The organism is Streptomyces sp. (assembly GCF_050698815.1).
Taxonomy (GTDB): Bacteria; Actinomycetota; Actinomycetes; order Streptomycetales; family Streptomycetaceae; genus Streptomyces.
Genome location: NZ_JBOHCV010000332.1, coordinates 1 through 26499, shown reverse-complemented (window position 1 = coordinate 26499; position 26499 = coordinate 1). Strand labels below are relative to the sequence as shown.

Here is a 26499-nt window from a genome sequence, read left to right as displayed (position 1 = left end):
GGACCGAGCCTGCCGACGGCGCCGGCAAGCCCGTGCCGGGCGCGCTGTGGCCATGGGTCAAGCTATCGAGCTGGGTGGAGCTCGCGATCTTCGCCGGCCTCTGCTTCTTCTGGCTGGCCCCGGGCTTCGACCATGAGGCGTTCATCTTCGGCTGGGCGCACGGCCTCGGGTTCATCGCCCTGTGCGTGCTCATCTGGATCGCCATCCTGCGCCGCGAGGCGCCCTACACCCTGCTCGCGGCGACCCTCACGCCGGTGGGTCCCCTGGGCAGCGTGATCGGAATCGAGGTGATCGAGCGACGCCGCCCGAGTTGATCCTCGCCCACGACGACGCGGGAGACGGGCCGCCACTCGTCCTCATTCACGCGGGGGTATGCGACCGCCGCATGTGGGAGCCGCAGTGGAGGGCGCTCACCGGACAGCTCAGGACCATCCGCTGCGATCTGCGCGGGTTTGGCGAATCGCCGCTGCCGGCCGAATCCTTCAACAACGCCGACGATGTGCTCCGGCTACTGGACATGCTCGGCATCGACCGCGCGAGCGTCGTGGGCGCGTCGTTCGGCGGGCGGGTGGCCCTCGAGCTCGCCGCCACGTGGCCGCAGCGGGTTGAGAGGCTCATCCTGCTCTGCGGCGGGTGGGAGGGCGTGGATCCCGATCCTGAGCTCAGGTCGTTCGCCGAGGAGGAAGACCGGCTGCTCGACCAGGGCGACGTCGACGGCGCGGTCGAGCTCAATGTCCAGACCTGGCTCGGCCCGGACGCCTCAGACGCCAGTCGGTCGCTGGTCCGGCGTATGCAACGCCGCGCGTTCGAGGTCCAACTCGAGGCCGGCGATGACGCGGTGGCCGAACACCGAGACGTGGACCCGGGCGCCGTCGAGGCCCCGACCCTGGTGGTCTCCGGGGCCAAAGACTTCGCTCACTTCCGGCAGGTCGCGGCGACGCTCGCGGATCGCATCCGCGGAGCCGAGCACCGGGAGCTGGATTGGGCGGGCCACCTGCCCTCGCTGGAGCGGCCCGATCTCGTCATCGACCTGCTCCTGGACCATCTGTGCAACTAGAGGCGTTCGCGGCGCGAAGAGGGAGTTCGGAACTTCCGCATTGCCTTGAGGGAGACATGAAGCGAAAGCTGAGACGCAAGGCCCGGTCGTTGGCCGCCAACGAGTTCGGGGCGGTGCGCTACCTCGGCGGCGCGTGGTCCACGGGCGAAGCGATTGTCGAAAACCCGCACCTATCGTGCGGGAAGTCGACAATTCCGGAAGCCGCATTCGTCCACCTCGCCCGGAGGCTCCGAAAACCGAGCCTGACCAGCGACATGGGCGAGCGGCGAAGCGAGCGTACCAGCGGGGTACGTGAGCGAGACACTCGGCCCTGGAGGCCGTCAGGCGAAGGTTTGCAGGAGCCGAAGAGATGGCGGGGCGGGGCTGTGGGAGGCAGGGGGTCCACACAGCCCGCGCCCACGCCTGCGCGTCGGTAGCCAGGGAGGGATGCCGACGCGATCGCCCCCGGAGGCGGGACTGGCCGGGGACGAACTCTACAAGTCTTGCCTGCTCTGTCTCTACAAGTCTTGCCTGCTCTGTAAGTGTGCCCGATTCGTCAGTCGGACTGCATTCTGATGCATACAGATGGCCAAAGTCAATAGAAAAAGTGACCAATTTGCAGGTAGACCACGCACGGACACCTGCGGGAACACGCACGGACAGACACCCGCGGGCCGCCTAGCGAAGATCGCGCAAGACGCGCTGCAGAATTCCGCCGTTGCGGTAGTAGCCGACCTCGTTCGGCGTGTCCAGCCGCACCCGTGCCTCGAACTCCAGCGGCTCGGCGCCATCCCGCGAAGCGCTGACGATCACCTTGCGCGCCTCGCCGGCGGCGGCGGCGAGCGCCTCGTCGAGGCCATCGACGGCGATCACCTCCTCCCCCGTGAGGCCCAGGGACTCCGCGCCTTCCGAGTCCGGGAACTGCAGCGGCAGGACCCCCATGCCGATCAGGTTCGAGCGGTGGATGCGCTCGTAGGACTCGGCGACGACCGCCTTGACGCCCAGCAACGCGGTGCCCTTGGCGGCCCAGTCGCGGGACGAGCCGGATCCGTACTCCTTGCCCGCCAGCACGACCAGCGGGATGCCGTCGCGCTGGTAGTTCTGCGAGGCGTCGTAGATCGTGGTGACCGGGTAGGCGTCCTGGGTGAAGTCCCGGGTGAAACCGCCCTCGGTGTCCGGCGCGATCTGGTTGCGCAGCCGGATGTTGGCGAAGGTGCCGCGGATCATGACCTCGTGGTTGCCGCGGCGGGAGCCGTAGCTGTTGAAGTCCCGGCGCTGCACGCCGTGCTCCGTCAGGTACGTACCCGCCGGGGAATCGGCCTTGATGGCGCCCGCCGGGGAGATGTGGTCGGTGGTGACCGAGTCGCCCACCTTGACCAGCACCCGCGCACCGGAGATGTCCTCGACCGGGTCCGGCTCGTGGCCCATGCCCTCGAAGTAGGGGGGCTTGCGCACGTAGGTGGACTCGGCGTCCCACTCGAAGGTGTTGCCGGTGGGGACCGGCAGTGCCTGCCACTGGGCGTCACCGGCGAAGACGTCGGAGTAGCTCCGGGTGAACATCTCCTGGCCGATGGCCCCGGCCACGACCTCCTCGACCTCCTGCTCGGAGGGCCAGATGTCCTTCAGGAAGACCGGCTCGCCCTTCTTGTCCGTGCCCAGGGCCTCGGTGGTGATGTCCACCTTCATCGAGCCCGCGAGGGCGTAGGCGACGACGAGCGGCGGGGACGCGAGGTAGTTCATCTTCACGTCGGGGTTGATCCGGCCCTCGAAGTTGCGGTTGCCGGAGAGGACGGAGGTGACCGCCAGGTCGTTCTCGTTCACCGCCGCGGAGACCTCGTCCGGCAGCGGGCCGGAGTTGCCGATGCAGGTGGTGCAGCCGTACCCGACGAGGTTGAAGCCCAGCTTGTCCAGGTACGGGGTGAGACCCGCGCGGTCGTAGTAGTCCATGACCACCTGGGAGCCGGGGGCGAGGGTGGTCTTGACCCAGGGCTTGCGGGTCAGGCCCCTCTCGACGGCCTTCTTGGCGACCAGGGCGGCGCCGACCATGACGTACGGGTTGGAGGTGTTGGTGCAGGAGGTGATCGCGGCGACGGCGACGGCGCCGTGGTCGATCTCGTAGGTGCTGCCGTCGGGGGCGGTCACCAGCGTCGGCTTGCTCGGCACGCCGTTGGACACCGCCGGGGCGTCGGAGGCCGGGAAGGACTCCTTGCCCGCCTCGTCCAGGTCCGCCTGGTCGGAGACGTAGTTGCGGACGTCCTGGCCGAACTTCTCCTTGGCGTCGGCCAGTGCGATCCGGTCCTGCGGGCGCTTCGGGCCGGCGATGGAGGGCACGACGGTGGACAGGTCCAGCTCGAGGTACTCGGAGTACTCGGGCTCACGGGAAGGGTCGTGCCACAGGCCCTGCTCCCTGGCGTACGCCTCCACCAGCGCGAGCTGCTGCTCGTCACGGCCGGTGAGCTTCAGGTAGGTGATCGTCTCCGCGTCGACCGGGAAGATCGCGGCGGTGGAGCCGAACTCCGGCGACATGTTGCCGATGGTCGCCCGGTTCGCCAGCGGCACGGAGCCCACGCCGTCGCCGTAGAACTCCACGAACTTGCCGACCACGCCGTGGTTGCGGAGCATCTCGGTGATGGTCAGCACCAGGTCGGTGGCCGTGGTGCCGGTGGGCAGCTCGCCGGTGAGCTTGAAGCCGACCACCCGCGGGATCAGCATCGAGACGGGCTGGCCAAGCATCGCGGCCTCGGCCTCGATGCCGCCGACGCCCCAGCCGAGCACGCCGAGGCCGTTGACCATCGTCGTGTGCGAGTCGGTGCCGACGAGGGTGTCGGGGTAGGCCTGGCCGCCGCGCACCATCACGGTGCGGGCGAGGTGCTCGATGTTCACCTGGTGCACGATGCCGGTGCCGGGCGGCACGACCTTGAACTCGTCGAAGGCGGTCTGGCCCCAGCGCAGGAACTGGTAGCGCTCGCGGTTGCGCCCGTACTCCAGCTCGACGTTCTGCGCGAAGGCGTTGGCGGTGCCGAACTTGTCGGCGATCACCGAGTGGTCGATGACCAGCTCGGCGGGGGCCAGCGGGTTGATGCGGTCCGCGTCGCCGCCGAGCTCCTTGACGGCCTCGCGCATGGTCGCCAGGTCCACCACGCAGGGCACGCCCGTGAAGTCCTGCATGATCACGCGGGCGGGGGTGAACTGGATCTCCTGGCTGGGCCGGGCCTCGGGGTCCCAGTCACCCACCGCGCGGATGTGGTCGGCGGTGATGTTCGCGCCGTCCTCGGTCCGCAGCAGGTTCTCCAGCAGCACCTTCAGGCTGTACGGGAGGCGGGCGGAGCCGGCCACCTTGTCCAGCTTGAAGATCTCGTACGACTCGTCGCCCACCTGCAGCGTGCTGCGGGCGTCGAAGCTGTTCGCCGACACGAAAGTCTCCTTCAGTGCGTGATTGCCGATCAGGTGCGCCTTCGACAGTTATCTCGATGTCGAGATAACTGTAGTACATGACCGCCGCGCGGTCATGCCCCGCCCGGCGGCCTCGCCCGCGCCCTCCCGTGTCCCGAAGCGCTCCCATCTCATATGTGAGATATATTTGCATCATGACTGATGACTACCTCGCCCGCATCGGGCACCTCATCCGTGACGCCCGCAGGCACCGAGGCTGGACGCAGGTGAAACTCGCGGAGGCTCTGGCCACCAGCCAGAGCGCGGTGAACCGGATCGAGCGGGGGAATCAGAACATCAGCCTTGAGATGATCGCCCGCATCTCCGAGGCACTGAACAGCGAGATCGTCTCGCTGGGCTACTCGGGTCCGATGCACCTGCGGGTCGTCGGCGGCCGGCGGCTGTCGGGCAGCATCGACGTCAAGACGAGCAAGAACGCCTGCGTCGCGCTGCTGTGCGCCTCACTGCTCAACTCCGGCCGTACGGTGCTGCGCCGGGTCGCCCGGATCGAAGAGGTCTTCCGCATCCTCGAGGTGCTCTCCTCCATCGGCGTGCGCACCCGCTGGATCAACGACGGCGCCGACCTGGAGATCGTGCCGCCGGCGAAGCTGGACCTGGAGGCCATCGACGCCGAGGCGGCACGGCGCACCCGCAGCATCATCATGTTCCTCGGCCCGCTGCTGCACCGCATGGACCGGTTCCGCATTCCCTACGCTGGCGGCTGCGACCTCGGTACGCGCACCGTGCAACCGCACATGATCGCGCTGCGCCGGTTCGGCCTGGACATCACCGCCACCGAGGGCCTCTACCACGCGGTCGTCGACCGCTCCGTCACGCCCGACGCGCCCATCGTGCTGACCGAGCGCGGCGACACCGTCACCGAGAACGCGCTGCTGGCCGCCGCCCGGCACGACGGCGTCACGGTGATCCGTAACGCCTCCTCCAACTACATGGTCCAGGACCTCTGCTTCTACCTGGAGCTGCTCGGCGTCAAGGTCGAGGGGCTCGGCACGACCACGCTGACCGTGCACGGCGTCCCCGAGATCGACGTCGACGTCGACTACTCCCCCTCCGAGGACCCGGTGGAGGCGATGAGTCTGCTCGCCGCCGCCGTGGTCACCGGATCCGAACTGACGGTGTGCCGGGTCCCCGTGGAGTTCCTGGAGATCGAGCTGGCCGTGCTGGACGAGATGGGCCTGGACACCGACCGCAGCCCGGAGTACGCGGCGGACAACGGCCGCACCCGCCTGATCGACCTCACCGCCCGGCCCTCCAAGCTGGAGGCGCCCATCGACAAGATCCACCCGATGCCCTTCCCCGGCATCAACATCGACAACGTCCCCTTCTTCGCCGCCATCGCCGCCGTCGCCCAGGGCAAGACCCTCATCCACGACTGGGTCTACGACAACCGCGCCATCTATCTCACCGACCTCAACCGCCTCGGCGGCCGGCTCCAACTCCTCGACCCGCACCGCGTGCTGGTCGAGGGCCCGACGAGGTGGCGCGCGGCGGAGATGATGTGCCCGCCCGCCCTGCGCCCGGCCGTGGTGGTGCTGCTGGCGATGCTGGCGGCGGAGGGGACGTCGGTACTGCGCAACGTCTATGTGATCAACCGCGGTTACGAGGACCTGGCCGAGCGGCTCAACGAAGTCGGCGCGCAGATCGAGACCTTCCGCGACATTTGATATACGAATGCCGCCACACCCCGTCTGACCTGCTACTTAGTGGGTCAGGCTGGGGTGCGGCGGCATCTCTGGGACTTCTCTGGGACTTTGGGCGTGCGGCGGGCTACGGGCCGCTCTTCACGGGCTCTGCCGACCGGCCACGGCTACGCGAAGATCGCGTCGATGGCGGCGCTGCCCCGTGCGCCCGCGCGGGGCAGGAAGTGGGAGTACTTCCGCAGCGTGAACCCGGGGTCGGAGTGCCCCAGCCAGCGTGCCAGGGAGACGATCGATTCGCCGGCCTCCAGTTCCTCCGAGGCGTAGAAGTGGCGCAGGGCGTGGAAGCCATGCTCCCGGGACGGCTCCCACACACGAGCGCCGTCGGCGCTGCCCTCAGTGATCACATCGCAGACCCGCCTCAGGTACCGGGGGCTGATCTTGGATTTCGCAGGGGTACTGACCATCGGCATCCGTGAATCGCAGGACGCTTGGTGCACGGAGGAAGGCCTGACGCCGGGTGCCTGGGGCAGCACTCTGCAGAACCATCCCGAAGGGCGGCGGCTGTACCTAGCGTTGGAAGCTGGGGAGATCGGCCAACACGAATGGAACGGGCGCATGGCTCCGCTGTTCGGCCTGGACGACAGCTTCAACCTGATGGGGCGTGCTTGGGCTGCGGTGGGCCCGGCGGCCAGCATGGTCGACCTCGCGCGAGCGGCCCGGGCCAAGGGCATGGTCCTCGGCTTGCTATCGAACTCCTTCGGAACCGACCCGTTCGACCCCTATGCCCACTGCGGCATATGGGACCTCTTCGATGTACACGTCGTCAGCGAGCGAGAAGGTGTCGCGAAGCCCGATCCGGCGATCTACCAACGGGCCTTAGACCGCATGCAAGTCCCCGCGGAAGAGTGCGTGTTCGTGGACGACAACCAGCTCAACCTGCCACCGGCCGTCGCGGTCGGTATGATGACCATTCACGCGACCGACCAAGCCGACACCGTACGGCGGCTGGCTGCTGCAATCGGCGTGCCTGGAAATCCGGCGACGATGGAACCGAGTTGAGTGGGCACGAGCGTTGATGGGCTGGTCAGCGTAGAACCGAGACGCCTGCCCGTGATGTGGGTCAGGGCTTGTACTCGCAGTGCAGGATGACGTTAACCTGGGCACGACAGATTCCTCTCAGCGAGTCTCTTGGCCGCCGCCCGCGGATCGCCCCACGGGGCCAGCCCGAACCCGTCCTGGATGAGGCCGGGTTTGGCGTGCAGGGCACCTCCGTAGACGTGCCGCGCGCCTTCGTACCGGTGCTTGGGCCCGTCGTACCGGTGCCGGCCACGGTCAAAGGCGTGCTGGGGTCGGTGTCTGTCATGGGTGAGCCAACCGTGGGAGAACCCCAACACCCCGCCGCCGTACTTTCCAAGGGCCGAGACCACCGCGGCCCAGTGCGGCGGCAGCAGTTTGCCGATGAGGCCCGCGACGCTGTCACCCAGCTGCGATACGTCCTTGCCTCGGGAAAGCGCCTTGTCGAGGCGATTGACGACGTCGTGGTCCTCGTGCCTGCGCGGAGGCCCGAGCCGGCCTCCCAGCCAGGGCCACAGGCCCAGCGGATCCGTCCACGCCATCGGGTTGGGCACATAGGCATGCGGGTCGGGTGAACCGGTCAGCCCCACCGGGTCGGGGGTGGTGTAGCGGGCGGTGGTGGGGTCGTAGTAGCGGTGGACGTTGTAGTGGAGACCGGTTTCGGGGTCGTGGTACTGGCCTGGGAAACGCAAGGGGGTGTAGGCGGTGCTGTCGGTGGGCCAGGTGGTGGTGCCCCACAGGGTGGTGCGGGTGCGCCAGGCGATCTCGCCCTGTTCGTTGACCAGTTCGGTGGGGGTGCCGACCAGGTCGGTGACGACGGAGAAGAACCGGGAGTCGATCTCCGCCTGTGTCGTGGAGTCGATGAGGCGCTCGGTCTGGGACAAGGGTACGAAGCCGTCGTGCTCCCAGGTCAACGCCACCGGGTGGGGCAGGCCGGGTGCGGTGGTGATCTGCTCGATGAGGGTGGGACCTTCCCAGGTGAAGTCCACTTGTTCCATGACGCGTTCGCCGTCGGCGTCCAGGCGTTGTTTCGCAATGCGGCGGCCCACGGGGTCGTACAGGTAGCGCCAGATGGTGCCGTCGGGGGTGGTCGCCTGGGTGAGGCGGTCGTCGGCGTCCCAGGTGTAGCGCCAGGTGTCGGGTTTCTTCGACAGCCCCGTCTTCTGTCGGAGGGTGATGCGGCCGGCCTGGTCGTGTTCGTAGCGGACCGCTCCCGCGTGGGTGATGCGGGTGCCGGCGTAGGCGCGGTTTCCGATCGCTTCAGGGGTGGCGTGGGTGGTGGGCCAGGTGGCGTGAGTCTGGTTGCCCGTCTCGTCGTAGGCGTAGCGCTCGGTCCAGCCGCGTGCGTGCACGGCTGTCACGCGCCCTGTTGTGTCGAGGTCGAAGCGGCGTGGACCGCCGTGCTGATCGTCGATGACGGTCGGATAGCCGTCCGCGCGATAGGAGTAGGTGCGGCGCTGGACGGGCTCGTCCACCCCGGCTGCTGTGAGGTTCTGCGCAGCCAGCCGGCCTGCTGCGTCCCACGCCTGGTGGACTGTGAGACCGGCTTCCCCGATTCGGCGACTGGTTTCACGACCTGCAGCGTCATGGGCAGAAGACAGGGTGCGTCCCGCTACAGTGAGCGTGCTGCGGTTACCTGACGCATCGTAGGCGAACGTGGACACGGCCCCGCTCGGCGTCACGCGTCGAGTGATGCGTCCCAAGGGGTCGTAGGCATAGGTCACTGCCCGTCCGTTCGTGGTCTCGATGGTGACGCGCCCGAGGCCGTCCCACTGCCAGCGGATCTCGCCGTCCGGACCGACGGCCTCGACCGGGCGTCCCGCCGTGTCATAGGCGAACGTGATCACCTGCCCGTCGGCATCCTTGCGGACGATCTCCCCCAAGGCATCGTGTGCGAACGTGATGCTCTGACCCAGCGGGTTGGTACGGGAGATCACCTGGCCTGCTGCGTCATGGGCGTAGGTCTGGACGCGTCCGTCGAAGTCCGACTCCCAGACCGGACGGCCTGCCGGATCGTACGCATACGACCACGTCAGGCCCTGCGGGTTGGTGACCGTCGTCAGCCTCAGCTCGGAGTCGTGGTCGAAGGCGTAGCGCACACCATCCGGCCCTGTCTGTGCAGCAAGCTGGTCGAAGTGGGTGTACTCGTACCTCGTGACGCCGCCGTTGGCGTCGGTGTGGTGGGTGCAGTTGCCCTCACCGTCGAACAGCCAGGTCTGCTCAGCACCGTCCGGCTCGGTCTGACGGGCCAGCTTCCCCTCCACCGTCCACTCCAGGCGCGTGATGGCACCCAGCGGATCGGTCACCGTCACCGGGCGGCCGAACGCGTCCCGCTCGTAGTGGGTGGTGGCGCCGAGCGAGTCGGTGACCTGCACCGGCAGACCGGCCGCGTCACAGCGCACCCGCGTGGTCTCGCCCAGCGCGTTCGTCACCGAGGACAGGTGACCGCGTTCGTCGTAGCCGTAGCCGGTGGTCTGTCCGGCCGGGTCGGTCTCCGCGGTGGAGTTCCCCCGCTCGTCGTAGGCGTACTGCCAAGTCGCCCCGCCGGGCTCGACCAGCGAGACCGGCAGATGCGCCTGGTTGTATGAGGTGCGCACCTGCGAGCCGTCGGGCCGGGTGACCAGGGTGGGGTTGCCGGCGTCGCCGTACTCGAAGCGTGTGGTGCGGCCCAGAGGATCGGTCCGGGACAGCAGCCGGTCAAGGGCGTCCCATACGAACGTCGTGGTGTTGCCGAGGGAGTCGACCTCGCAGACGAGCTGGTTCGCGTCGTTGAAGTGGTGCGCGGTACGTGCGCCGAGCGAGTCGGTCTGGACCGTGACGCCTTCGCCGTAGAAAAGCTCGCCGGACATGGCTCCGCCGTGGCCGTCGGTGCGGACCACCCTGCCCGACTCGTCGTAGGCGTAGCGGTACCAGTGCCCGTTGCGGTCGGTCCACCCGGTGATCCGGCCGGCATGGTCGTAGGTGTAGCGCAGCGGAAGACCGGAGGAGTTGACGACCTCGGTGAGCTGGCGCCGCTCGTCGTAGCCGTACCGCACCAGGGTGGTGTGCCCACCACCGTCGTGCAGCAGCCGCAACTCGCTGACCAGGCCGCCCTCGTAGGAGGCGGTGATCCGCTGTCCACCGGTGTGCCGTACCTCCTCCAGCAGCCCGGAGGGCCCCGCGTGGAAGGTGATCCGGTGCCCCGCCAGATCGCTGATCGCGCTCAGCGGGTGCACGTGGTGGTCGGAGGCGGCGAAGTACAGCCACAGTCCGCTCTCGGGCTGCGCGAGCGCGTACGTGCCGTCGGCGAAGTGGTGCAGGGGCCAGCGAGGACCGCTCACGGGCATGGTCCATGAGCCGGCGGCGGCCGGGTCCGGATAGTGCACACACATCGCGTCGTCGTTGAAGAAGACCAGCCCGTGCCCGGTACGCTCCAGGCGCTGGTCCAGCGTGGAGGCCCACGAAGGACCGCACACTCCCCCCGCCTCATAGCCGGAGACGTAGGTGCGCCGCAGAACCAGCGGCAGGGCACCCTCGAGCGTGACGTCGTCCTTGGTGGAGAACATCTCGCCGGTCGCCAGGTCCACCGGGTCCCGCCCCTGGCAGCGCTCCCCCGTCCCCCTCGTGGCGTTAAGCCCCACCGCGGCGGCTGCCGCTGCAACCGCTGCAGTGGCGGCGCTGGCAGTGGTGGCGGCGTGCGCCGCGACGCCGAGTGCGACGGCAGCGGCGGCCGCGAAGGCGACGCCGCCGGCGGTGGCGGCGACTTCGCCGCACGGGGAAGCCAAACCGGCCAGGCCCGCCCCGTAGGTGATGCCGCCGTGACAGTGCGCGTGCGCGGTTCCCGGGGTCACCCACAACAGCGCACCCAGAGTCGTCAGAAGGAGAGCGCCCGTTGAGGCGGCGATACCCCCGGCCCTGGCCCACACACGCCTCGTACGGCGAGGAGGGGGCGTTGTCGTCAGTCTCATACCGGCACCCCCGCTGGGAGACGAGTAGCTGGAAGGGGGCGGTGCATTGCCTTGAGCCGCAGGACCTTCTCGCGCAAGCGCACCTCTTCATCAAGGGTGCCGATCGTGTCGCCACGGGTTCTGTGCCACCGGTGGATCGCAAGATCGATCTGCGCAGCCTGCAACCGGCCGGTCTGCCGCCACCTGGATACGCCGCCGGAGCGGAAGGCGCGTATCCGCTGCCCGAACCGCAATCTGGGGCTCAACAGGACTGGCACCTCGACGCGGGTGACGGCGCCGTGTCCGCAGCGGGCCTCCCCCGGCAACTCCTGTGCCAGAGCAGCGGCCTGCTCCTTGAGGCCCTTGCGCAGGAGCACGATGTACATCACCAGCGCCGGGCCCTGCAGCACCAGGATCGCCGTGGGATAGAGGACGAGCACGGAGACCAGGGGCTCGCTGGAGAGGGAGAACCACCCCGAGCCCTTCCACATGACGTAGTTGTTGATGAAGTGGCCGCACACCGCGCTCAGGTAACCGGCAGCGACTGCCTGACGCTTCCGGCGCCATGTCCTTTCTCCGGCGGCGATGCCGAATCCCGCGCCCACCAGCGCCGAGAAGGCGACGTGGCTGGTCATCATGCCCACGGTCTGACGGTTCCAGAACTGCAGCCCAGCGTCGCCCGTCATGTACTGGATGGATTCGTTGAAGTTGAAGCCGAGCCCCACCGCGGCACCGATAACCACACCGGACGCCACGTTGTCGAACCAGCGTCTCCGCAGCAGGTACACGATGGCGATCCCCGCGCCTTTGAAGAACTCTTCGAAGATGCCCGCGTCGAGAGAGAGGCCTACCCGGAAAGTCTCCATGTGGCCCAGCGGCGAGGGGGCGAACGTGAGGAATACTCTGTTGACCGTGCTCACACCGATGGCGACCGACGCACCCCAGCCGAAGGCCGCGAGCAGAGCCCGGAAAGGAAGTCGGCGATGCCGCTGCATCACGTGGATTCCCCACAATGCGAAGGCACTCGCAGGCACGCACCAGAGCAGCGAATCGGGCGGTGAGGAGACGTAGAAGTACACCGCGTCCCAAGTCAAGGGGAGCAGCAGGAGCGCCACGATCACGGCCCAGCATGCGTACCTGACGGTGGCACGACGCCCGGCGTCCTTGACGGCACGCCGGTAAATCCAGGAGAACAGCATCACCAGCAGAATCAAGACCCAGCCCCCGAAAGCGGCAAGGTGCGGCACTCCCCAGGCGGTGCTACGCGGCGCCGGAAACAACCGGTCACCGAGAAACGCTTCATAGATTATCCACGTCAGGATCCACGGAAGCACCATGATCACGGAGAGCAGTGAGGCGATGCTGACGACATCGCGTAGCGGGACGGCTCTCCGTACGGACATGCTCAGCTTGAGGCGGGTGCCCTCCACAAGCACCCAGGACGCCAGAACACCGGCGAGGACGACCGCCACCATGATGGCCAACGGAGGAGCCTGCTCGTTGTGGTGCTCGGGAAGGGCCGGAAACGTCATCTCGCTGGGTCGGGTGATCGCGACGCTCACAGCAACGAGCGCGGCGACACCGGCAGCCATCGCAAACCGGGTGAGCAACCGGAAGCCTGTGTCCGAGTGCGGGTCCGCGTGCGCAAGGCCCTGGTGGCGGACCGACATGCTGTGCGTCATCCTGCTCACGGGCTGTCCCATCCGGATGAGGGCCGCGTGATGTGGAGGACATCGACGCAGAAGCCCTGCCCGTCCGAGTTGTCAACGACGAAGCTTCCCTCTACACGTGCACCGTCCAGCGTTCCGGCGATCTCCGCGCCCGTGCGATCATCACTCATGTAGTCGAAGCCCCTGAACTCCAGGTCGGCATCCGCAGACGTCACGCTGGCGAGGGTCTTCCTGTACGTCGTCGTCCCCGGGCACATCAGCTTGACGGCTTTGTAATGGTCACCGTCGTTGAGTGCGTTCATGAACTTCTTCATGGCCACACCGTCGCTCTGCCCGCCGGGGCGTGGAGTGGCGGTGCTCGGCGGGGGCGCGGCTTCGCTCGGTGGCGGACCTTCGGTCTGCGCCAAGTGAGCCGCGAACACCGCCATCGCGGCCACGACCACACCGCTCCCGATGCCGAGGCCGATCAGAAACCCCCTGCTCAGAGTGGGCCGTGGGTGGGCCTGACCGCTCGATGGTCCCGGCGCCCCGGGGGGCCCGACTCCGCTACCGGGTGGGGGTGTGGCCGGCGGCGGGGGTGCCGCTGGTGGCGGCGGCACGCCGGGACCATGTGGCGCACCCGGCGGGCCTGCGCCTGTCAACGACATTGTCAGCGTCCCCTGAAGGTGATGGCGATCCCCGCCGCCTGCACGCGTTCGAACAGCGCGGCACGGAATGGCTCGTCCCCGTCATACTCGGCGTCGAACCGCGGAAGGTCCCGGTGGTCCCGGAGCCAGACGTCCGCCGTGGTCCCCAGGTAGTTCCCGGTACGCAGACCGATTCGTCGCAACCATCCGTTGACAGGGCCGAGGAGGTTGTCACCTTCGCTGACTTCGAGCCTGCTCACTTCCGACCACGCGACGGCTTCGGTACGCCTCCGCCTTCTGCTGACCAGACCGAGCTCGAACAGGTAGAGCGTGCGACGACCGCTGAAGACCGCGCCGAGCGCTACGGAGACGACGTACAGAAGAACGACCGGTACGGCCAAGAAGGGCACCAGGCCGACCTTTACGCCCACTACTCCGCCGACAAGGTAGATGCCACCGATCAACAGCCCAATGATGATCACGGAGGGCATGATGCGCGTGAGAGCGCTCCGGTCCTCACGCATCATGATGAACCGGCCCAAGCTCCGCTCCGCGGCTGCTGCAGCGACGTTTTCCGGGACGGTCTGCGGGTTCGTATGTGGTGCCATTCGGGTGCTCCCAAGTGCGTGAAGAATGAGAACTGTTGTGGTGCGGGGCGGGTGATGGTCAGAGCGGCCGCACGCTCGCTGCGGTGACCGCGAGCCGCACGGCTGTTCTGCCGGGGTTCATCAGCTCGCTCGGCTCGATCGCCTCGTGTGCGGAACAGGACCAGAAGGAGAGGGTGTTCGGCCGCCATCCGCCAGAGGGGTAGCGAAGTCTGCGGCGAAGTCGCTCGCCGCCGGCCTGTATTCCCAGCCCCGCCCGCGCACCAGTGTCTGAGGGGCTGCACGCGCCTCATCGCTCCGAGGAACGCGTGCATACCAAGAGTCGGTAACGCTGCACTCGTCGCTCCCAGCACCAGGACAACCCACAGCCATACCACGGCTGCACCCCCGAAATTCGTCCACTACCGTCACGCACCCACGCCGCCTACTGCCGGCCGGACCCCCTTCCCGAACAAGGAAGTTGAACGCTCAACGTTGTGTGTGCGGTGGACCGTACCACCACGAGTACGAGTAACGGAAGCCAAAGGCGTTACATCTCGTGGAGCGCGTGCCAGCCTGCGTCGAGCCTCAACGGGGCACGGCCGTCTCCCTCGCAGCGCGGGCGAGGCCCACCGTTCCCAGCGGTTCACTGACGCGCAGGCTGGCACGGTGCGTGCGGCCGGGACGGACGGGACGGGCTCCCGTCCTCCCCGGCTCCGGTGCCGGTCCGGCCTTGGACTCCTCAATGCTTGAGGCAGACTCCTTCGCACCCTGTGATCTGTAACGCTTTTAGGCTTCCATTCCCCGTACGCACAGTGATACGTTCCGCCGCAGACAAAGTTGAGCGTTCAACTGCCCTCGGTGGAGACCGCTGTGGCAGTGAGTGGCGTGACGAGCTTCGACGCGGCAGGGCCGCCGAAGATGCGCAGTCCAACGACGTCGACAGGCAGAGGAACGGGGACAATAGCCATGAGTACGTCATTCGATGCGGAGTGGGCAGAGGCCAAGACCCGCGCTTCCGCCCGTATGCAGCTAGCTTCGGTGACCCCCCACGACGGAAGCAGTGGGGGTCTGCGGTCCTCGAAGCGGGCCTGGTCGAAGGCAGCTGACGGTGTGGGTGAAATCCAGCAGGCCATGAAGTCCGCCGACCGGATGCTGCAGGACGGTCAGGCAGGCGTCGGCAAGGGTGACGCGGGCGTGGACGGCCTGGCCAGCACCGCCGCCCAGCGCAGCGTCTTGCGGTCATGGGAGAGGCGGCTCGATCTGGTCGCCCGCGAGTGCGCCGAACTGAAGGGCAAGTTGGAGAAAGCCGGGGACGACCACTACAAGAACGACAGCGACGTCCGTGCCGCCTTCAAGGAACAGCTGACCAAGCCGCGGGAGCACGAGCCGCAGCCGCACGGGAGTGATCGGCGATGGTGACGTACGCACAGCTGTCCGACCTGCGCCCGGCCGAATTCGAGGAGGCGGCCGACGGGTGGCACAAGGTGAGCAGCGCGGCAGGCCACGCCGTCGACCGGCTCAACCACAAGATCACCGCAGGGATACGAGAGTCCCTGGAGGGCAAGGGCTCCAACGCGGCACTCGAACGGCTGACGCGGCTCAGCGACAACTTCCAGTACACGCAGACCGAGTGCGGGCTCATCCGCTCCGCGCTCAACGACCTCGCCGGGGACCTACGGGCCGCGAAGAAGAAGCTCGACGACGCCGTCGACGAGGCCCGGGAGGCGGGTTTCCAGGTCGGCCCCGACGGCTCGGTGCAGTGGACCGACGAGGAGGACGAAGAGGCGGAGGCCAAGAAACGCAAGGCACAGGAGTACGCGGACCGCATCGGTGACGCACTCTCCAACGCGACGAAAGCCGACCGGACATGGGCCCGCGTACTGAGAGGACTCAAGGCGAGGAACGACCTGGACGTCATCGACGCCGACTGGGCCGACATGGGCAAGGACACCAAAGCGGTGCGTGACTCGCTCGGCGGCGACCTCCCACGCAGCGACATCCCGAAAGGCACGTCGCCACGGGAGAACGCTGCCTGGTGGAAATCCCTGACGGACGAGCAGCGCGCCGAATACCTCACCCTCTACCCCGCGGCCATCGGCGCGCTCGACGGACTGCCCGCCACCGTGCGCGACGACGCCAACCGCACGATCCTGGCCGCCAAGACAGGCGCCCTCGAACTCGAGATCCCACCCGAGCCGAAGAAGTACGGGACAGGCGCCCAGGGCCACAAGTACACCACTGCGGAGTGGAATGCCTGGTACGAGAAGTGCGGGAAGCGCCATGCGCAGCTGAAGGGCATGCGCGCCATCGAGGCGCGATTCGACGAAACCGGCGAGAACGGGCTTCCCGAGGCGTATCTGCTCGGCTTCGACCCCACAGGCGACGGACGGGCGATCATCGCCAACGGCAACCCGGATACCGCAGATCACACAGCGGTCTACGTGCCGGGGACCGGCTCGAATCTCGGCAACATAGGCGACGGCATCGACCGGACGACTGACCTGTGGCAGTCCAGCCAACTCCTCGCCGACGGGGAGAAGGTGTCCACCATCACCTGGTACGGGTACGACGCGCCGGACAGCGCGTACACGGACGCCCCCTACGGCCACTACGCGGACGACGGCGCGCCCGCCTTCAACCGGTTCATGACGGGCCTGGAGACCTCGCACGCGCCGGGCTCGGACAGCCACACCACGGTCGTGGCGCACAGCTACGGCACCACCCTGGTCGGTTCGGCCGCCCGCCAGGGCGACCTGCACGCGGACGACATCATCTTCGCCGGCAGCCCAGGCGTGCAGGTGGAGCACGCCACCGACCTGGACGTGCCGAAGGGGCACGTGTGGAACGAAGAGGCTCAAGGTGATCCGGTGCCCGACATCGGGCGTTTCGGGCACGGTCACCCTGGCGACACAGGAGGGTTTCTGACGCCAAGCCATCCCGATTTCGGGGCGAACCAGATGACGACCGACACCCAGGGGCACAGTGGGTACTGGGAACCGGGCTCGGAGAGCCTCAGGAACCAGGCGGCCGTGGTCACCGGCAACTACGACGACGTACAGACCAAGGACGACAGGGAGAATTCCTGGCCCAGGACCGGTCACCCATCCGCTTGATCTGGCCGTGGGAACCTTCTCCGGCGAAAGACTGCTGAACGCTCAACGCCATGCGATGGGGTGGCCCAGCCCACCGCGGGTCCGGAATGGGAAGCCCACAAAGCGTCGCACCCCCTGGATGCGAACGCGATCTGCCGCAAATGGCCCCCAAGCGTTACTCTCGGTGGTGTGCCTCCTTTGCCTCCCCTCGGGATCACCTCGGTGGTCGAGCTGGTGAACCAGTACGCCTCGGTCACCAGACTCACGGCTGCCGACCAGGCACTCCCGTACCCGCACCTGCCCGTGCTCGAGGTCCTCCCGGCGACGAAGGCGCAGAAGATCACCGCGGCCGACCGGCTACACCCGGTGTTCACCTCGCCGGAGGCCTCCCCGGTCACGCTCAACGCGCTCGTCGAGGAGGTGAGGCTGCGGCCGCACCTGGACGACGCGGGTGTCCTCGGCTGGGTCGTACCGCGCTCGCGGGACATGCTGCTGGGCGCGTGTACAGCCGCCCTGATCGAATGGATCCAGGACAAGGGACTGACCCGGCACGGCACCTGCAACGCCCCGCGCTGCGTGGACGTCTACATCGACTCCTCCCGGCCCGGCACCCGCCGCTACTGCTCCGACAGCTGCCTCAACCGCGACCGCGTGGCCATCTGGCGAGCACGGAAACGCAGCGAACGCGAAGCCATGTGATCCGGAGGGCGGCGGACGGACCGCCGAGCTTCCACAGCACCGCCCCTCGGGCGCACCCCGCGTCGCTCTCGCCCCGTCCGGCGCTCATGTGCCGCCCGCCCCAGGGGGGTCGCACCCGGGCCCACGGCGGCCACGACCCTCTGGCGTAGTCCGGCCGACGAACCCCGGCGTCACCCCCGGCCCCGCCCCTCTCAAGGGCCCGTCCGGAACAGCCCGTAGCCGCCGCCCCTACCGCGGTGAAGCACCGCATGTCAGGGCGCGAGCATCCGGAAGTTCTCCAGCAGCGAGTGGAGCACGTCCGGCGGTTCGGTCGCTGCGGTGCGCACCGCCTCCGCATAAAATCACGTCGTCAACTACTTCCCCACCGAGTCGGAAACAGCCGCGAGCCGGAGCACAACCAAGACCCCGTCGAACGCCGCAGAGCACGCTCAACTGCCGGACGCTTGAAGAAGCCCTGGGCGTGATGCTTGGAGAGATCGGGCCCGAGCTGTAGAGGACGCCCGGCGCAGGCAGGATGAGCAGCAGACCAGGGCAGAACGTGAAGCTCGTTGGCAAGCCCCGCCGAACGCAGAGTTGTCGTCGATCATCAGGAGCCCATGATCCCGCAAGGCATCGGCCGATTGCCAGTCACTCGACATCCAGGTTGCAGGGCCTTCGTCAGCAACGGGGCGATCGAGGAGCCCTCGTTGCCGTTAGATCAGGGCGGGCCACCGATGCACAGGATCCAGCCCACGCCGCGCTACCTCACCCTCGCTAGAGCCGAAAGGGCGTCCGTCAGCAGCGGGAGCCCTCTGGGACTATTCTGGGACTTCCGGCCGCATCAACGAGCACGAGCGTGAAACAGACGAAAGGCCATCTGCGCAGGTCAACTACGCGAATCAGCCCAGCAAGCCAGGTCACGGGGCCGCCTGGTCTCTTTCGCGACATCTGACCGGTGGAAGCCGCCGCACCCTGTCCGATCGGGCAGCGAGGGGGCGGTCGGAGCGAGCGCGTGGAGGATCCAGCGTGGGCACGGACGGAGAGCGGAGCGCGGGGCGGCTGCACTGTCTGGTGACCGGGGCGTCCGGGTACATCGGCGGGCGTCTGGTGCCGGAGTTGCTGGAGGCGGGCCACCGGGTGCGGTGTGTGGCCCGCTCCCCGGGCAAGCTCCGCGACCATCCCTGGGCCGGGGACGTCAGGACGGTGCAGGGAGATGTCACGGATGCCCGCTCGGTCGCCGCGGCCATGCGCGGCATCGACGTCGCCTACTACCTGGTGCACGCCCTTGGAACGGGTTCCGGCTTCGAGGAGACCGACCGGCGCGCTGCCCGGATCTTCGCCGAGCAGGCTCACGCCGCTGGCGTGCGGCGCATCGTCTACCTGGGTGGGCTCACGCCGCGCGACGTCCCCGAACGGTCGCTCTCCCCGCATCTGCGCTCCCGGGCCGAGGTCGGGCGGATCTTTCTCGACGCGCCGGTGCCCGCAACCGTGCTGCGGGCAGCTGTCGTCATCGGTTCGGGATCGGCCTCCTTCGAGATGCTGCGCTACCTGACCGAGCGGCTGCCGGTCATGGTCACCCCCCGCTGGGTGCACACCCGGACCCAGCCCATCGGTGTACGCGATGTACTGCGTTACCTGGTCGGCTCGGCCACCATGCCCGATGACGTCGACCGGGCGTTCGACATCGGCGGACCGGATGTCCTCACCTACCGGGAGATGATGCGCCGTTACGCCGCCGTCGCCGGACTGCGTCGGCGCCTCATCGTGCCGGTGCCTGTCCTCACCCCGAGGCTGTCCAGCCAATGGGTCGGCCTCGTCACCCCGGTGCCCGCCTCCATCGCCAGGCCGCTGACGGAGTCGCTGCGTCACGAAGTCGTCTGCCACGAGCACGACATCGCCCGGTACGTGCCCGGCCTCCCGGGCCGGCCGCTGCCGTTCGACGACGCGCTGGCACTGGCGCTGCGGAGGGTGCGGGAGGCGCAGGTCGCCACGCGTTGGTCGTCAGCCGCCGTTCCGGGGGCGCCCAGCGACTCGCTGCCCACCGACCCGGACTGGGCCGGCGGCAGCCTCTACCAGGACGAACGGCAGCTGTCGGTCGACACGTCCCGGAAGGCTCTGTGGAAGGTGATCGAGGGCATCGGCGGCGACAACGGCTGGTACTCCTTCCCGCTCGCCTGGGCGATCCGGGGCTGGCTGGACCGCTTCGTCGGCGGTGTCGGCCTGCGCCGCGGACGGCGCGACGCGGAGCACCTGCGGGTCGGCGACTCGCTGGACTTCTGGCGGGTCGAGGAGATCGAGCCGGGCCGCCTGCTGCGGCTGCGGGCGGAAATGCGGCTGCCGGGCCTCGCGTGGCTGGAGATGTACGCCGAGACGGACGGCGAAGGCCACGCCCGCTACCGGCAGCGCGCACTGTTCCACCCCCGCGGTCTGCTGGGCCATGCCTACTGGTGGTCCGTTTCCCCGTTCCACGCCGCCGTCTTCGGCGGTATGGCCCGCAACATCACCCAGGCCGCCGCCGAGGGAGGGGCGCGGGCGGATCCTCACCGCACGCCGGCCGCGTCCGGCACCCCCGCCGCGAACGAAGAGGAAGAGTGGGGCAGTGGCGCTCAACGCACCGCCTCACCCCACCAGGAGTGACGCCATGACCGTCGCGGTCGTCCTGTTCACCTCGGACCTGCGTCTGCACGACCATCCCCCGCTGCGCGCCGCGCTGGCAGCGGCAGACGAGGTGGTGCCCCTTTTCGTGCGTGACCCCGGTGTCCACGCGGCCGGCTTCGACGCGCCGAACCGCCGCGCCTTCCTCGCCGGCTGTCTGGCCGACCTCGACACCTCGCTGCGCCGACGGGGCGGCCGGCTGGTGGTGCGCACCGGACCGGTGGTCAGGGAGGTCTGCGCGGTCGCCGCAGAGTGCGGAGCCTCGGAGGTGCACATGGCCGCGGGCGTCACCGGGTACGCCCAGCGCCGGGAGGAGGGGCTGCATGACGGCCTCGGCGAACGCGGCGTGGCATTGCGCGTGCACGACGCCGTGATCACCGCCGTTGCCCCCGGGGCGGTGACACCGGCAGGCTCGGACCATTACGCCGTGTTCACCCCGTACTTCCGCCGCTGGTCGCGGGAGAGGATGAGGGAGACCTCCCCGGCGCCACGCACCGTACGCGTACCCGACGCGGTGCACAGCGAGCCCCTGCCGTCCCGCGGCGGGCTGTCCGGCATCGCGCCGGAACTCCCCGCCGGAGGCGAGACGCCGGGACGCGAGCGGTTCTCCCGGTGGGCACGCGAGGACCTGTCCGGGTACGAGGACAGCCACGACGACCTGGCGGCTGACGCGACGTCACGACTGTCGCCGTATCTGCACTTCGGGGCCCTCTCGCCGGTGGAGCTCGTCCAGCGGGCCCGCGCGCACGGCGGACCCGGAGCGGACGCGTTCGTGCGCCAGCTGTGCTGGCGGGACTTCCACCACCAGGTGCTGGCGGCACACCCGGAGGCGTCCGTCCAGGACTACCGCACCCGGCACGACCGCTGGCGGGCCGAGGACGAGGCGGCCGAGGACGTCGCCGCATGGCGGGAGGGCCGTACCGGCTACCCGGTCGTCGACGCGGCGATGCGCCAGCTGCGCCACGAGGGCTGGATGCACAACCGGGCGCGCCTGCTGGTGGCCAGCTTCCTGACCAAGACGCTGTACGTGGACTGGCGGATCGGCGCCCGGCACTTCCTGGACCTGCTCGTGGACGGCGACATCGTCAACAACCAGCTCAACTGGCAGTGGGTCGCCGGAACCGGCACCGACACCCGTCCCCACCGCGTGCTCAACCCGGTGGTCCAGGGAAAACGCTTCGATCCGCGGGGAGCGTACGTGCGTCGCTGGGTGCCGGAGCTGCGGGACGTGGCGAACACCCGCATCCATGAAACCTGGGGGCTGCCCGAGCGTGAACGGGCACAGCTGGACTACCCGGAGCCGCTGATCGACCTCGCGGACGGCCTCGCACGGTTCAAGCACGCGCGCGGCCGGGACTGACGGAGGAACGCCGCATGCACTGGCTCTTCGGCGACCAGCTCGGACCGCACTTCCTCCGGCCCTCGAAGGACAGCGGTCTCACACGTGATGCACCGCTGCTGATGATCGAGGCCCGGTCGGTGTTCCGGCGCCGCCGCTTCCACCGTGCCAAGGCTCATCTGGTGCTCTCCGCCATGCGCCACCGGGCGGCCGAACTCGGCGACCGGATCACGTACGTGCGCGCCGGCACCTACCGGGAAGGGCTGTCACGGGCGGCCGGCGGTGACCGGGTGACCGTCCACCACCCGACCTCGTACGCCGCCGTGAAGCTGGTGCGCTCTGTGCCCCAGGCCGTCATGGGTCCCGCGCGCGGATTCCTGGTACCCATGGACGACTTCACGGCATGGGCGGACGGCCACGGCGGCAAGAGGCTGCGTCAGGAGGACTTCTACCGGTGGGTGCGGCAGGGGCACGACCTGCTGATGGACGGTGATGCGCCGGCCGGCGGCCGGTGGAACTACGACCACGACAACCGGGAGCCACCGCCACGAAAAACCCCCACCCTGGCGGTTCCCGCCCCTTACCGGCCGCGTGAGGACGAGATCGACGAAGAGGTCCGTCACGACCTCGATCGCTGGGAGAGGGACGGTGACGTGTCCTTCGTCGGACGGGACGGGCCACGGCTGTTCCCCGCGACCCGCGCCGAGGCACGAGCGGCCCTGCGGCGCTTCGTCGAGCACCGGCTCGGCACGTTCGGCCCGTACGAGGACGCCATGCTCGCCGCCGACCCGGTCATGAGCCACAGTCTGCTGTCCGCCTCGCTCAACCTCGGGCTGCTCGACCCCGCCGAGTGCGTCGAGCGAGCCGAAACGGCGTGGCGTGCGGGCCGGGCACCGCTGAACAGCGTGGAGGGCTTCGTTCGGCAGATCGCCGGCTGGCGGGAGTACGTGTGGCAGTTGTACTGGTACTTCGGCGAGGAGTACCGGCATTCCAACGTGCTGCGTCACACCACACCGCTGCCCGGGTGGTGGAACGACCTGGACGCGGACGACGTACGCGCACGCTGCCTGCACACGGTCCTGTCCCAGGTACGGGACACGGGGTGGACGCACCACATCCCCCGGCTGATGGTTCTCGGGAGCCATGCCCTCCAGCGGGGCTGGGATCCGGCGGCCGTCACGGACTGGTTCCACCGCTGTTTCGTGGACGGATACGACTGGGTCATGGCCCCCAATACCGTCGGCATGTCCCAGTACGCCGACGGCGGCCGTATGACGACCAAGCCCTACACCTCGGGCGGCGCCTATCTGAACCGCATGAGCGACCTGTGCGGACCGTGCCGCTACCGGCCAGGCGACCGGACCGGTGAACACGCATGCCCCTACACCGCCGGCTACTGGACGTTCCTCGACCGGCATCGGAACCAGCTCGCGCGCAATCACCGCACCGCGCGGGCGGTACGGCAACTCGACCGGCTCACCGACCTCGAACAGGTCCTCCGACAGGAGCGTGCACGCGGTGGCACACCGCCATGACGCGCACCCCGCTGGGCCGGCACACGGTGCCGCAACCGCCGCAGTCTGCCGGCGTCGCCGACAGCGGGTCGACAGGACCGCGCAACCGGCTAGTAACCCCGGACCGGCCCCTTGTTTTCAGCCGTTCGGCAGCGGTAACGGGCGCAGCTGTTGCCGATTCCGGCCCGCCGCATTTGGCTCGGATTCAGGGACGCCTGCGTGGAGGTGGCATGGATGCTCTCGGCCCGAAGCCTGTTCCAAGAGATTCTGGACAATGACCGTTCCTTCCAGCTCTTCTGCTCCATCGCGGCCAGCGGCGAGGAACAGGGTGGCTGGGAGAACGGCCGGATCGCGGCCCTGGTACCGGAGAGCATGCGGGACCTCGCTCCCAAGATCTCCCGGCACGGCGGCGATGAGGACAAGCACGGCCGGATCTTCCATGCCCTGCTGAAGAAGCGCGGTCTCGATCCGGTCGAGGTCCCCGCGGAGACCGACTACACGATGCTCCTGGAGCGGCGCGGTATCGGGCTCATGCACGAGAAGCTGCGCCGGGACGACCCGCTGACCGAAGAGGACGTCATCGTCTACCTCACGCACAGCCGGGTCACCGAGCAGCGCGCGAGCGACCAGATGGCGATGCTGCTGAACCTTTCCGGCGGCGATCCCGAGGTCGGCAAGGCCATCAGGGTGATCAGCAATGACGAGGACAACCACCTCGCCTACTGCCATGAGGAACTGCTCCGGCTGGCCCGGGAGGGTCACGCCGCCACGATCCGCCGCCACCTGCGGGAGTGCGCGCTGGCCGAGACGGGCGTCTACCGCCGGGTGAGCCTCTCGGTGATGACCCATATGGGCGGCCTTCTCCGCTGGCCCGCGCCCAAGGCCGCGGCGCTCACCGCCGGCATCCACGGCATGTACTCCTACGAGCGGCTCGGCGGCTGGCGCCGCATGGTGAGCCTGACGATGCCCGATCGGCGGGACGCCCTGGGCGGTCCGGCGAGCGTCACGCCCGCCGTGTGAGCGGCGCGCTTCGCGAAGGTTTGAAGGTGTCCGGTTTGTGCTACTCGCGCCCACGCGGTTGGCAACGAAATTCAGCTTTCACGCGACCCAAGGAGCCATGAGATGGCGGTATGCGAAGTCTGTGGAAACGACTACGAGGCTTCCTTCGAAGTCAGGGCGGCCGGGGCGGTGCACACATTCGACAGCTTCGAATGTGCCACCCAGCGAATGGCACCCATCTGCGAGAACTGCGGCTGCCGCATCCTGGGGCACGGTCTGCAGGCTGAGGGACAGTTCTACTGCTGTGCGCACTGTGCGCGTATGCAAGGCCGCATGGAGCTGGCCGACCACGTGTGAGCACGTACGAGCACGTACGAGGCGTGAGCGTCAGATCTTGCTGTCCGAGACGGTGTCGGACGAGAGCCGCTGGGCGAGATAGATCGGGATGACGGAGAGCAGCACGAGCACGGCGGCGACGACGTTGACGACCGGGGCCTGCTGCGGCCGGGCCATGTTGGAGAAGATCCAGATCGGGAGGGTCTGGGTGTTCGGGCCCGCCGTGAAGGTCGTCACGATGATCTCGTCGAAGGACAGGGCGAAGGCGAGCAGGCCGCCCGCCAGCAGCGCCGAACGCACCAGCGGGAAGGTGATGTCGGCGAAGGCGCGGAAGGTGTTTGCGCCCAGGTCCATGGCCGCTTCCTCGTAGCTGCCCGGCATCCGGCGCAGCCGGGCGATGACGTTGTTGAAGACGACCACGACGCAGAAGGTGGCGTGGCCGACGACGACCGTGAACAGGCCCAGACCCACGCCGAACGGTTCGAGCACCGTGCGGAAGGCCGTGTTGAGCGCGATGCCGGTGACGATGCCGGGCAGCGCGATCGGGAGCACGACCACGAACGAGAGGGCTTCGCGCCCGAAGAACCTGAAGCGCTGGATGGCGAAGGCGATGAGCGTGCCCAGGACGAGGGCGGCGGCTGTCGCGCCCAGGCCGGCCTTGAGCGAGGTGACCAGTGCCTCGCGGGCGCCGTCGCTTCCCCAGGCGTCGGCCCACCACCGCAGGGTGAAGCCGGGCGGCGGCCAGCTCGAACTGCGGTCGGGGTTGACGGAGTTGATGAGCACCAGGAACAGCGGGATGTAGATGACCGCGAAGCCGAGCACGGCGGCGACGCGCAGGGTGATGCGTGCGGGGCGGGAGAGATTCATGGGCTGAGCCTTCGCTGTGCGTGCTGCGTACGGTCAGAGGCTGCTCAGGGCTCCGGTGCGGCGCACCGCGAGCAGGTAGCACACGATGACGACGACGGGCACGGTGCCGAGTGCCGCGGCCAGCGGCAGGTCCAGGGTGATGTTCGCGTAGATGAGATTGCCGATCAGCTGGGTCTTGCCGCCGACGATCTGCACCGCGATGTAGTCGCCGAGACTCAGGGAGAAGGTGAAGACCGAGCCGGCCGCGATCGACGGCAGCAGGATCGGCAGCACCACGGAGCGGACGGTACGGCCGGTGCGGGCGCCCAGATCGGCGGAGGCGTCCAGCACGTTGTCCGGGATCTGCTCGAGGCCGGTGTGCATCGGCAGGATCATGTACGGCAGCCACAGGTAGGTCAGCACCAGGACGGTGGCGGTCAGTCCGTAACCGGGACCTTCGATACCGAAGGGCGACAGCGCCCACTCCAGCAGGCCGCCCTCGGCGAGGATGACCCGCCAGGCGTACGCCTTGACCAGGTAGCTGGCCCACAGCGGGGTGAGGATCGCGACCACCAGCAGGGGGCGCCACCGGGGGCGGGCGATGCGGGCGGTGAAGAAGGCGATGGGGAAGGCGAGCAGCGCGCACAGCACCGTGACCGCGAGCGCGACGCCGACGCTGCGCAGGGCGACCTGCCGGTAGACCTCGCGGGTGAGCAGGGTGTGGAAGTTGTCCGTCGACCAGATCTTCACCACGTTCGAGGTGAAGCTGTCCGTGGTCCAGAACGCGGACATGAACAGCGCCGCGAGCGAGCCGAGATAGGCGAGGACGAGCCAGGTCAGCGGCGCGGACAGCAGCAGGGACAGCTGCAGCCGGGGGCGGCGGTGCAGGGTCCCGGCGAGCCGCCGGACGAATCCGGCGGCCGGCGCGGTCTTCGTCATGTGTGCCTAGTCCTTGATCTCTGTCCAGGCCTGGACCCACTTGGCGTACGGCACGCACTTGGCGTCCTTGCGGCCGTCGAGGCACTGCT

20 protein-coding genes are annotated in these 26499 nt (G+C 68.6%); 12 read left to right on the top strand and 8 right to left on the bottom strand.

The window, feature by feature from the left end; all coding sequences use genetic code 11:
• A partial coding sequence (locus tag ACRDP3_RS12220; protein WP_431516925.1) for a hypothetical protein occupies positions 1–314 on the top strand: 314 nt, incomplete at its 5' end.
• Complete coding sequence (locus ACRDP3_RS12215) at positions 311–1057, top strand: alpha/beta fold hydrolase (protein ID WP_431516924.1); 747 nt, start codon at positions 311–313, stop codon at positions 1055–1057. The genes ACRDP3_RS12220 and ACRDP3_RS12215, both read left to right, overlap by 4 nt.
• Before the next feature lie 657 nt (positions 1058–1714).
• Here ACRDP3_RS12215 and acnA read toward each other — a convergent pair.
• Entirely contained in the window at positions 1715–4450 is a 2736-nt protein-coding gene (gene acnA, locus ACRDP3_RS12210) for an aconitate hydratase AcnA (RefSeq protein ID WP_431516923.1), read from the bottom strand.
• A 173-nt stretch (positions 4451–4623) separates the two neighbouring features.
• Here acnA and ACRDP3_RS12205 point away from each other — a divergent pair, with 173 nt between their 5' ends.
• Positions 4624–6153, top strand: a complete 1530-nt coding sequence (locus ACRDP3_RS12205) for a helix-turn-helix domain-containing protein (RefSeq protein ID WP_431516922.1) — start codon at positions 4624–4626, stop codon at positions 6151–6153.
• Between the two features lie 143 nt (positions 6154–6296).
• Here ACRDP3_RS12205 and ACRDP3_RS12200 read toward each other — a convergent pair whose 3' ends face one another.
• Complete coding sequence (locus ACRDP3_RS12200) at positions 6297–6533, bottom strand: hypothetical protein (protein ID WP_431516921.1); 237 nt, start codon at positions 6531–6533, stop codon at positions 6297–6299.
• On the opposite strand from ACRDP3_RS12200, the gene ACRDP3_RS12195 reads away from it, so the two are divergent.
• A complete protein-coding gene (locus ACRDP3_RS12195) occupies positions 6526–7188 on the top strand; it encodes an HAD family hydrolase (protein ID WP_431516920.1) in 663 nt (220 codons plus the stop codon). The two genes, ACRDP3_RS12200 and ACRDP3_RS12195, sit on opposite strands and share 8 nt — an antisense overlap.
• 92 nt (positions 7189–7280) lie before the next feature.
• On the opposite strand, the gene ACRDP3_RS12190 is transcribed toward ACRDP3_RS12195, so the two are convergent.
• From ACRDP3_RS12190 to ACRDP3_RS12175, 4 genes are all read right to left on the bottom strand, one after another.
• On the bottom strand, positions 7281–11033 hold the full coding sequence (locus tag ACRDP3_RS12190; protein ID WP_431516919.1) for an RHS repeat-associated core domain-containing protein: 3753 nt from the start codon (positions 11031–11033) through the stop codon (positions 7281–7283).
• Between the two features lie 113 nt (positions 11034–11146).
• Entirely contained in the window at positions 11147–12811 is a 1665-nt protein-coding gene (locus ACRDP3_RS12185) for a PrsW family intramembrane metalloprotease (protein ID WP_431516926.1), read from the bottom strand.
• A gap of 5 nt (positions 12812–12816) precedes the next feature.
• Entirely contained in the window at positions 12817–13113 is a 297-nt protein-coding gene (locus ACRDP3_RS12180; protein WP_431516918.1) for a hypothetical protein, read from the bottom strand.
• A 335-nt stretch (positions 13114–13448) separates the two neighbouring features.
• The gene (locus ACRDP3_RS12175) at positions 13449–14033 is read right to left on the bottom strand and encodes a hypothetical protein (protein WP_431516917.1); all 585 of its coding nucleotides are present in this window, start codon (positions 14031–14033) and stop codon (positions 13449–13451) included.
• Between the two features lie 1089 nt (positions 14034–15122).
• Between ACRDP3_RS12175 and ACRDP3_RS12170 the strand changes: the two genes are divergently transcribed.
• From ACRDP3_RS12170 to ACRDP3_RS12135, 8 genes are all read left to right on the top strand, one after another.
• Positions 15123–15431 (top strand): hypothetical protein, encoded by a 309-nt coding sequence (locus tag ACRDP3_RS12170; protein ID WP_431516916.1) that lies wholly within the window; start codon positions 15123–15125, stop codon positions 15429–15431.
• Entirely contained in the window at positions 15425–17125 is a 1701-nt protein-coding gene (locus ACRDP3_RS12165; RefSeq protein WP_431516915.1) for an alpha/beta hydrolase, read from the top strand. Before ACRDP3_RS12170 ends, ACRDP3_RS12165 begins: the two co-directional genes overlap by 7 nt.
• Before the next feature lie 168 nt (positions 17126–17293).
• Complete coding sequence (locus tag ACRDP3_RS12160; RefSeq protein WP_431516914.1) at positions 17294–17803, top strand: CGNR zinc finger domain-containing protein; 510 nt, start codon at positions 17294–17296, stop codon at positions 17801–17803.
• Positions 17804–18808: 1005 nt separating this feature from the next.
• Entirely contained in the window at positions 18809–20419 is a 1611-nt protein-coding gene (locus tag ACRDP3_RS12155; RefSeq protein WP_431516913.1) for an SDR family oxidoreductase, read from the top strand.
• A 4-nt stretch (positions 20420–20423) separates the two neighbouring features.
• Positions 20424–21797 (top strand): cryptochrome/photolyase family protein, encoded by a 1374-nt coding sequence (locus ACRDP3_RS12150; RefSeq protein WP_431516912.1) that lies wholly within the window; start codon positions 20424–20426, stop codon positions 21795–21797.
• A 14-nt stretch (positions 21798–21811) separates the two neighbouring features.
• Positions 21812–23311, top strand: a complete 1500-nt coding sequence (locus tag ACRDP3_RS12145) for a cryptochrome/photolyase family protein (protein ID WP_431516911.1) — start codon at positions 21812–21814, stop codon at positions 23309–23311.
• A gap of 213 nt (positions 23312–23524) precedes the next feature.
• Positions 23525–24310, top strand: a complete 786-nt coding sequence (locus ACRDP3_RS12140; protein WP_431516910.1) for a ferritin-like domain-containing protein — start codon at positions 23525–23527, stop codon at positions 24308–24310.
• 102 nt (positions 24311–24412) lie between these two features.
• Entirely contained in the window at positions 24413–24646 is a 234-nt protein-coding gene (locus tag ACRDP3_RS12135; RefSeq protein WP_431516909.1) for a hypothetical protein, read from the top strand.
• Positions 24647–24676: 30 nt separating this feature from the next.
• On the opposite strand, the gene ACRDP3_RS12130 is transcribed toward ACRDP3_RS12135, so the two are convergent.
• Entirely contained in the window at positions 24677–25492 is an 816-nt protein-coding gene (locus ACRDP3_RS12130) for an ABC transporter permease (protein WP_431516908.1), read from the bottom strand.
• A 33-nt stretch (positions 25493–25525) separates the two neighbouring features.
• Positions 25526–26410, bottom strand: coding sequence for an ABC transporter permease (locus tag ACRDP3_RS12125; protein ID WP_431516907.1), 885 nt, complete (start codon positions 26408–26410; stop codon positions 25526–25528).
• Between the last annotated feature and the right edge of the window lie 89 nt (positions 26411–26499).

Coding starts and splice junctions, on each gene's coding strand:
- ACRDP3_RS12185 (WP_431516926.1), bottom strand. CDS start 12,811: ATGACGCACAGCATGTCGGTCCGCCACCAGGGCCTTGCGCACGCGGAC.
- ACRDP3_RS12130 (WP_431516908.1), bottom strand. CDS start 25,492: ATGAATCTCTCCCGCCCCGCACGCATCACCCTGCGCGTCGCCGCCGTG.
- ACRDP3_RS12140 (WP_431516910.1), top strand. CDS start 23,525: ATGCTCTCGGCCCGAAGCCTGTTCCAAGAGATTCTGGACAATGACCGT.
- ACRDP3_RS12125 (WP_431516907.1), bottom strand. CDS start 26,410: ATGACGAAGACCGCGCCGGCCGCCGGATTCGTCCGGCGGCTCGCCGGG.
- ACRDP3_RS12180 (WP_431516918.1), bottom strand. CDS start 13,113: ATGAAGAAGTTCATGAACGCACTCAACGACGGTGACCATTACAAAGCC.
- ACRDP3_RS12165 (WP_431516915.1), top strand. CDS start 15,425: ATGGTGACGTACGCACAGCTGTCCGACCTGCGCCCGGCCGAATTCGAG.
- ACRDP3_RS12175 (WP_431516917.1), bottom strand. CDS start 14,033: ATGGCACCACATACGAACCCGCAGACCGTCCCGGAAAACGTCGCTGCA.
- ACRDP3_RS12135 (WP_431516909.1), top strand. CDS start 24,413: ATGGCGGTATGCGAAGTCTGTGGAAACGACTACGAGGCTTCCTTCGAA.
- ACRDP3_RS12150 (WP_431516912.1), top strand. CDS start 20,424: ATGACCGTCGCGGTCGTCCTGTTCACCTCGGACCTGCGTCTGCACGAC.
- ACRDP3_RS12145 (WP_431516911.1), top strand. CDS start 21,812: ATGCACTGGCTCTTCGGCGACCAGCTCGGACCGCACTTCCTCCGGCCC.
- ACRDP3_RS12205 (WP_431516922.1), top strand. CDS start 4,624: ATGACTGATGACTACCTCGCCCGCATCGGGCACCTCATCCGTGACGCC.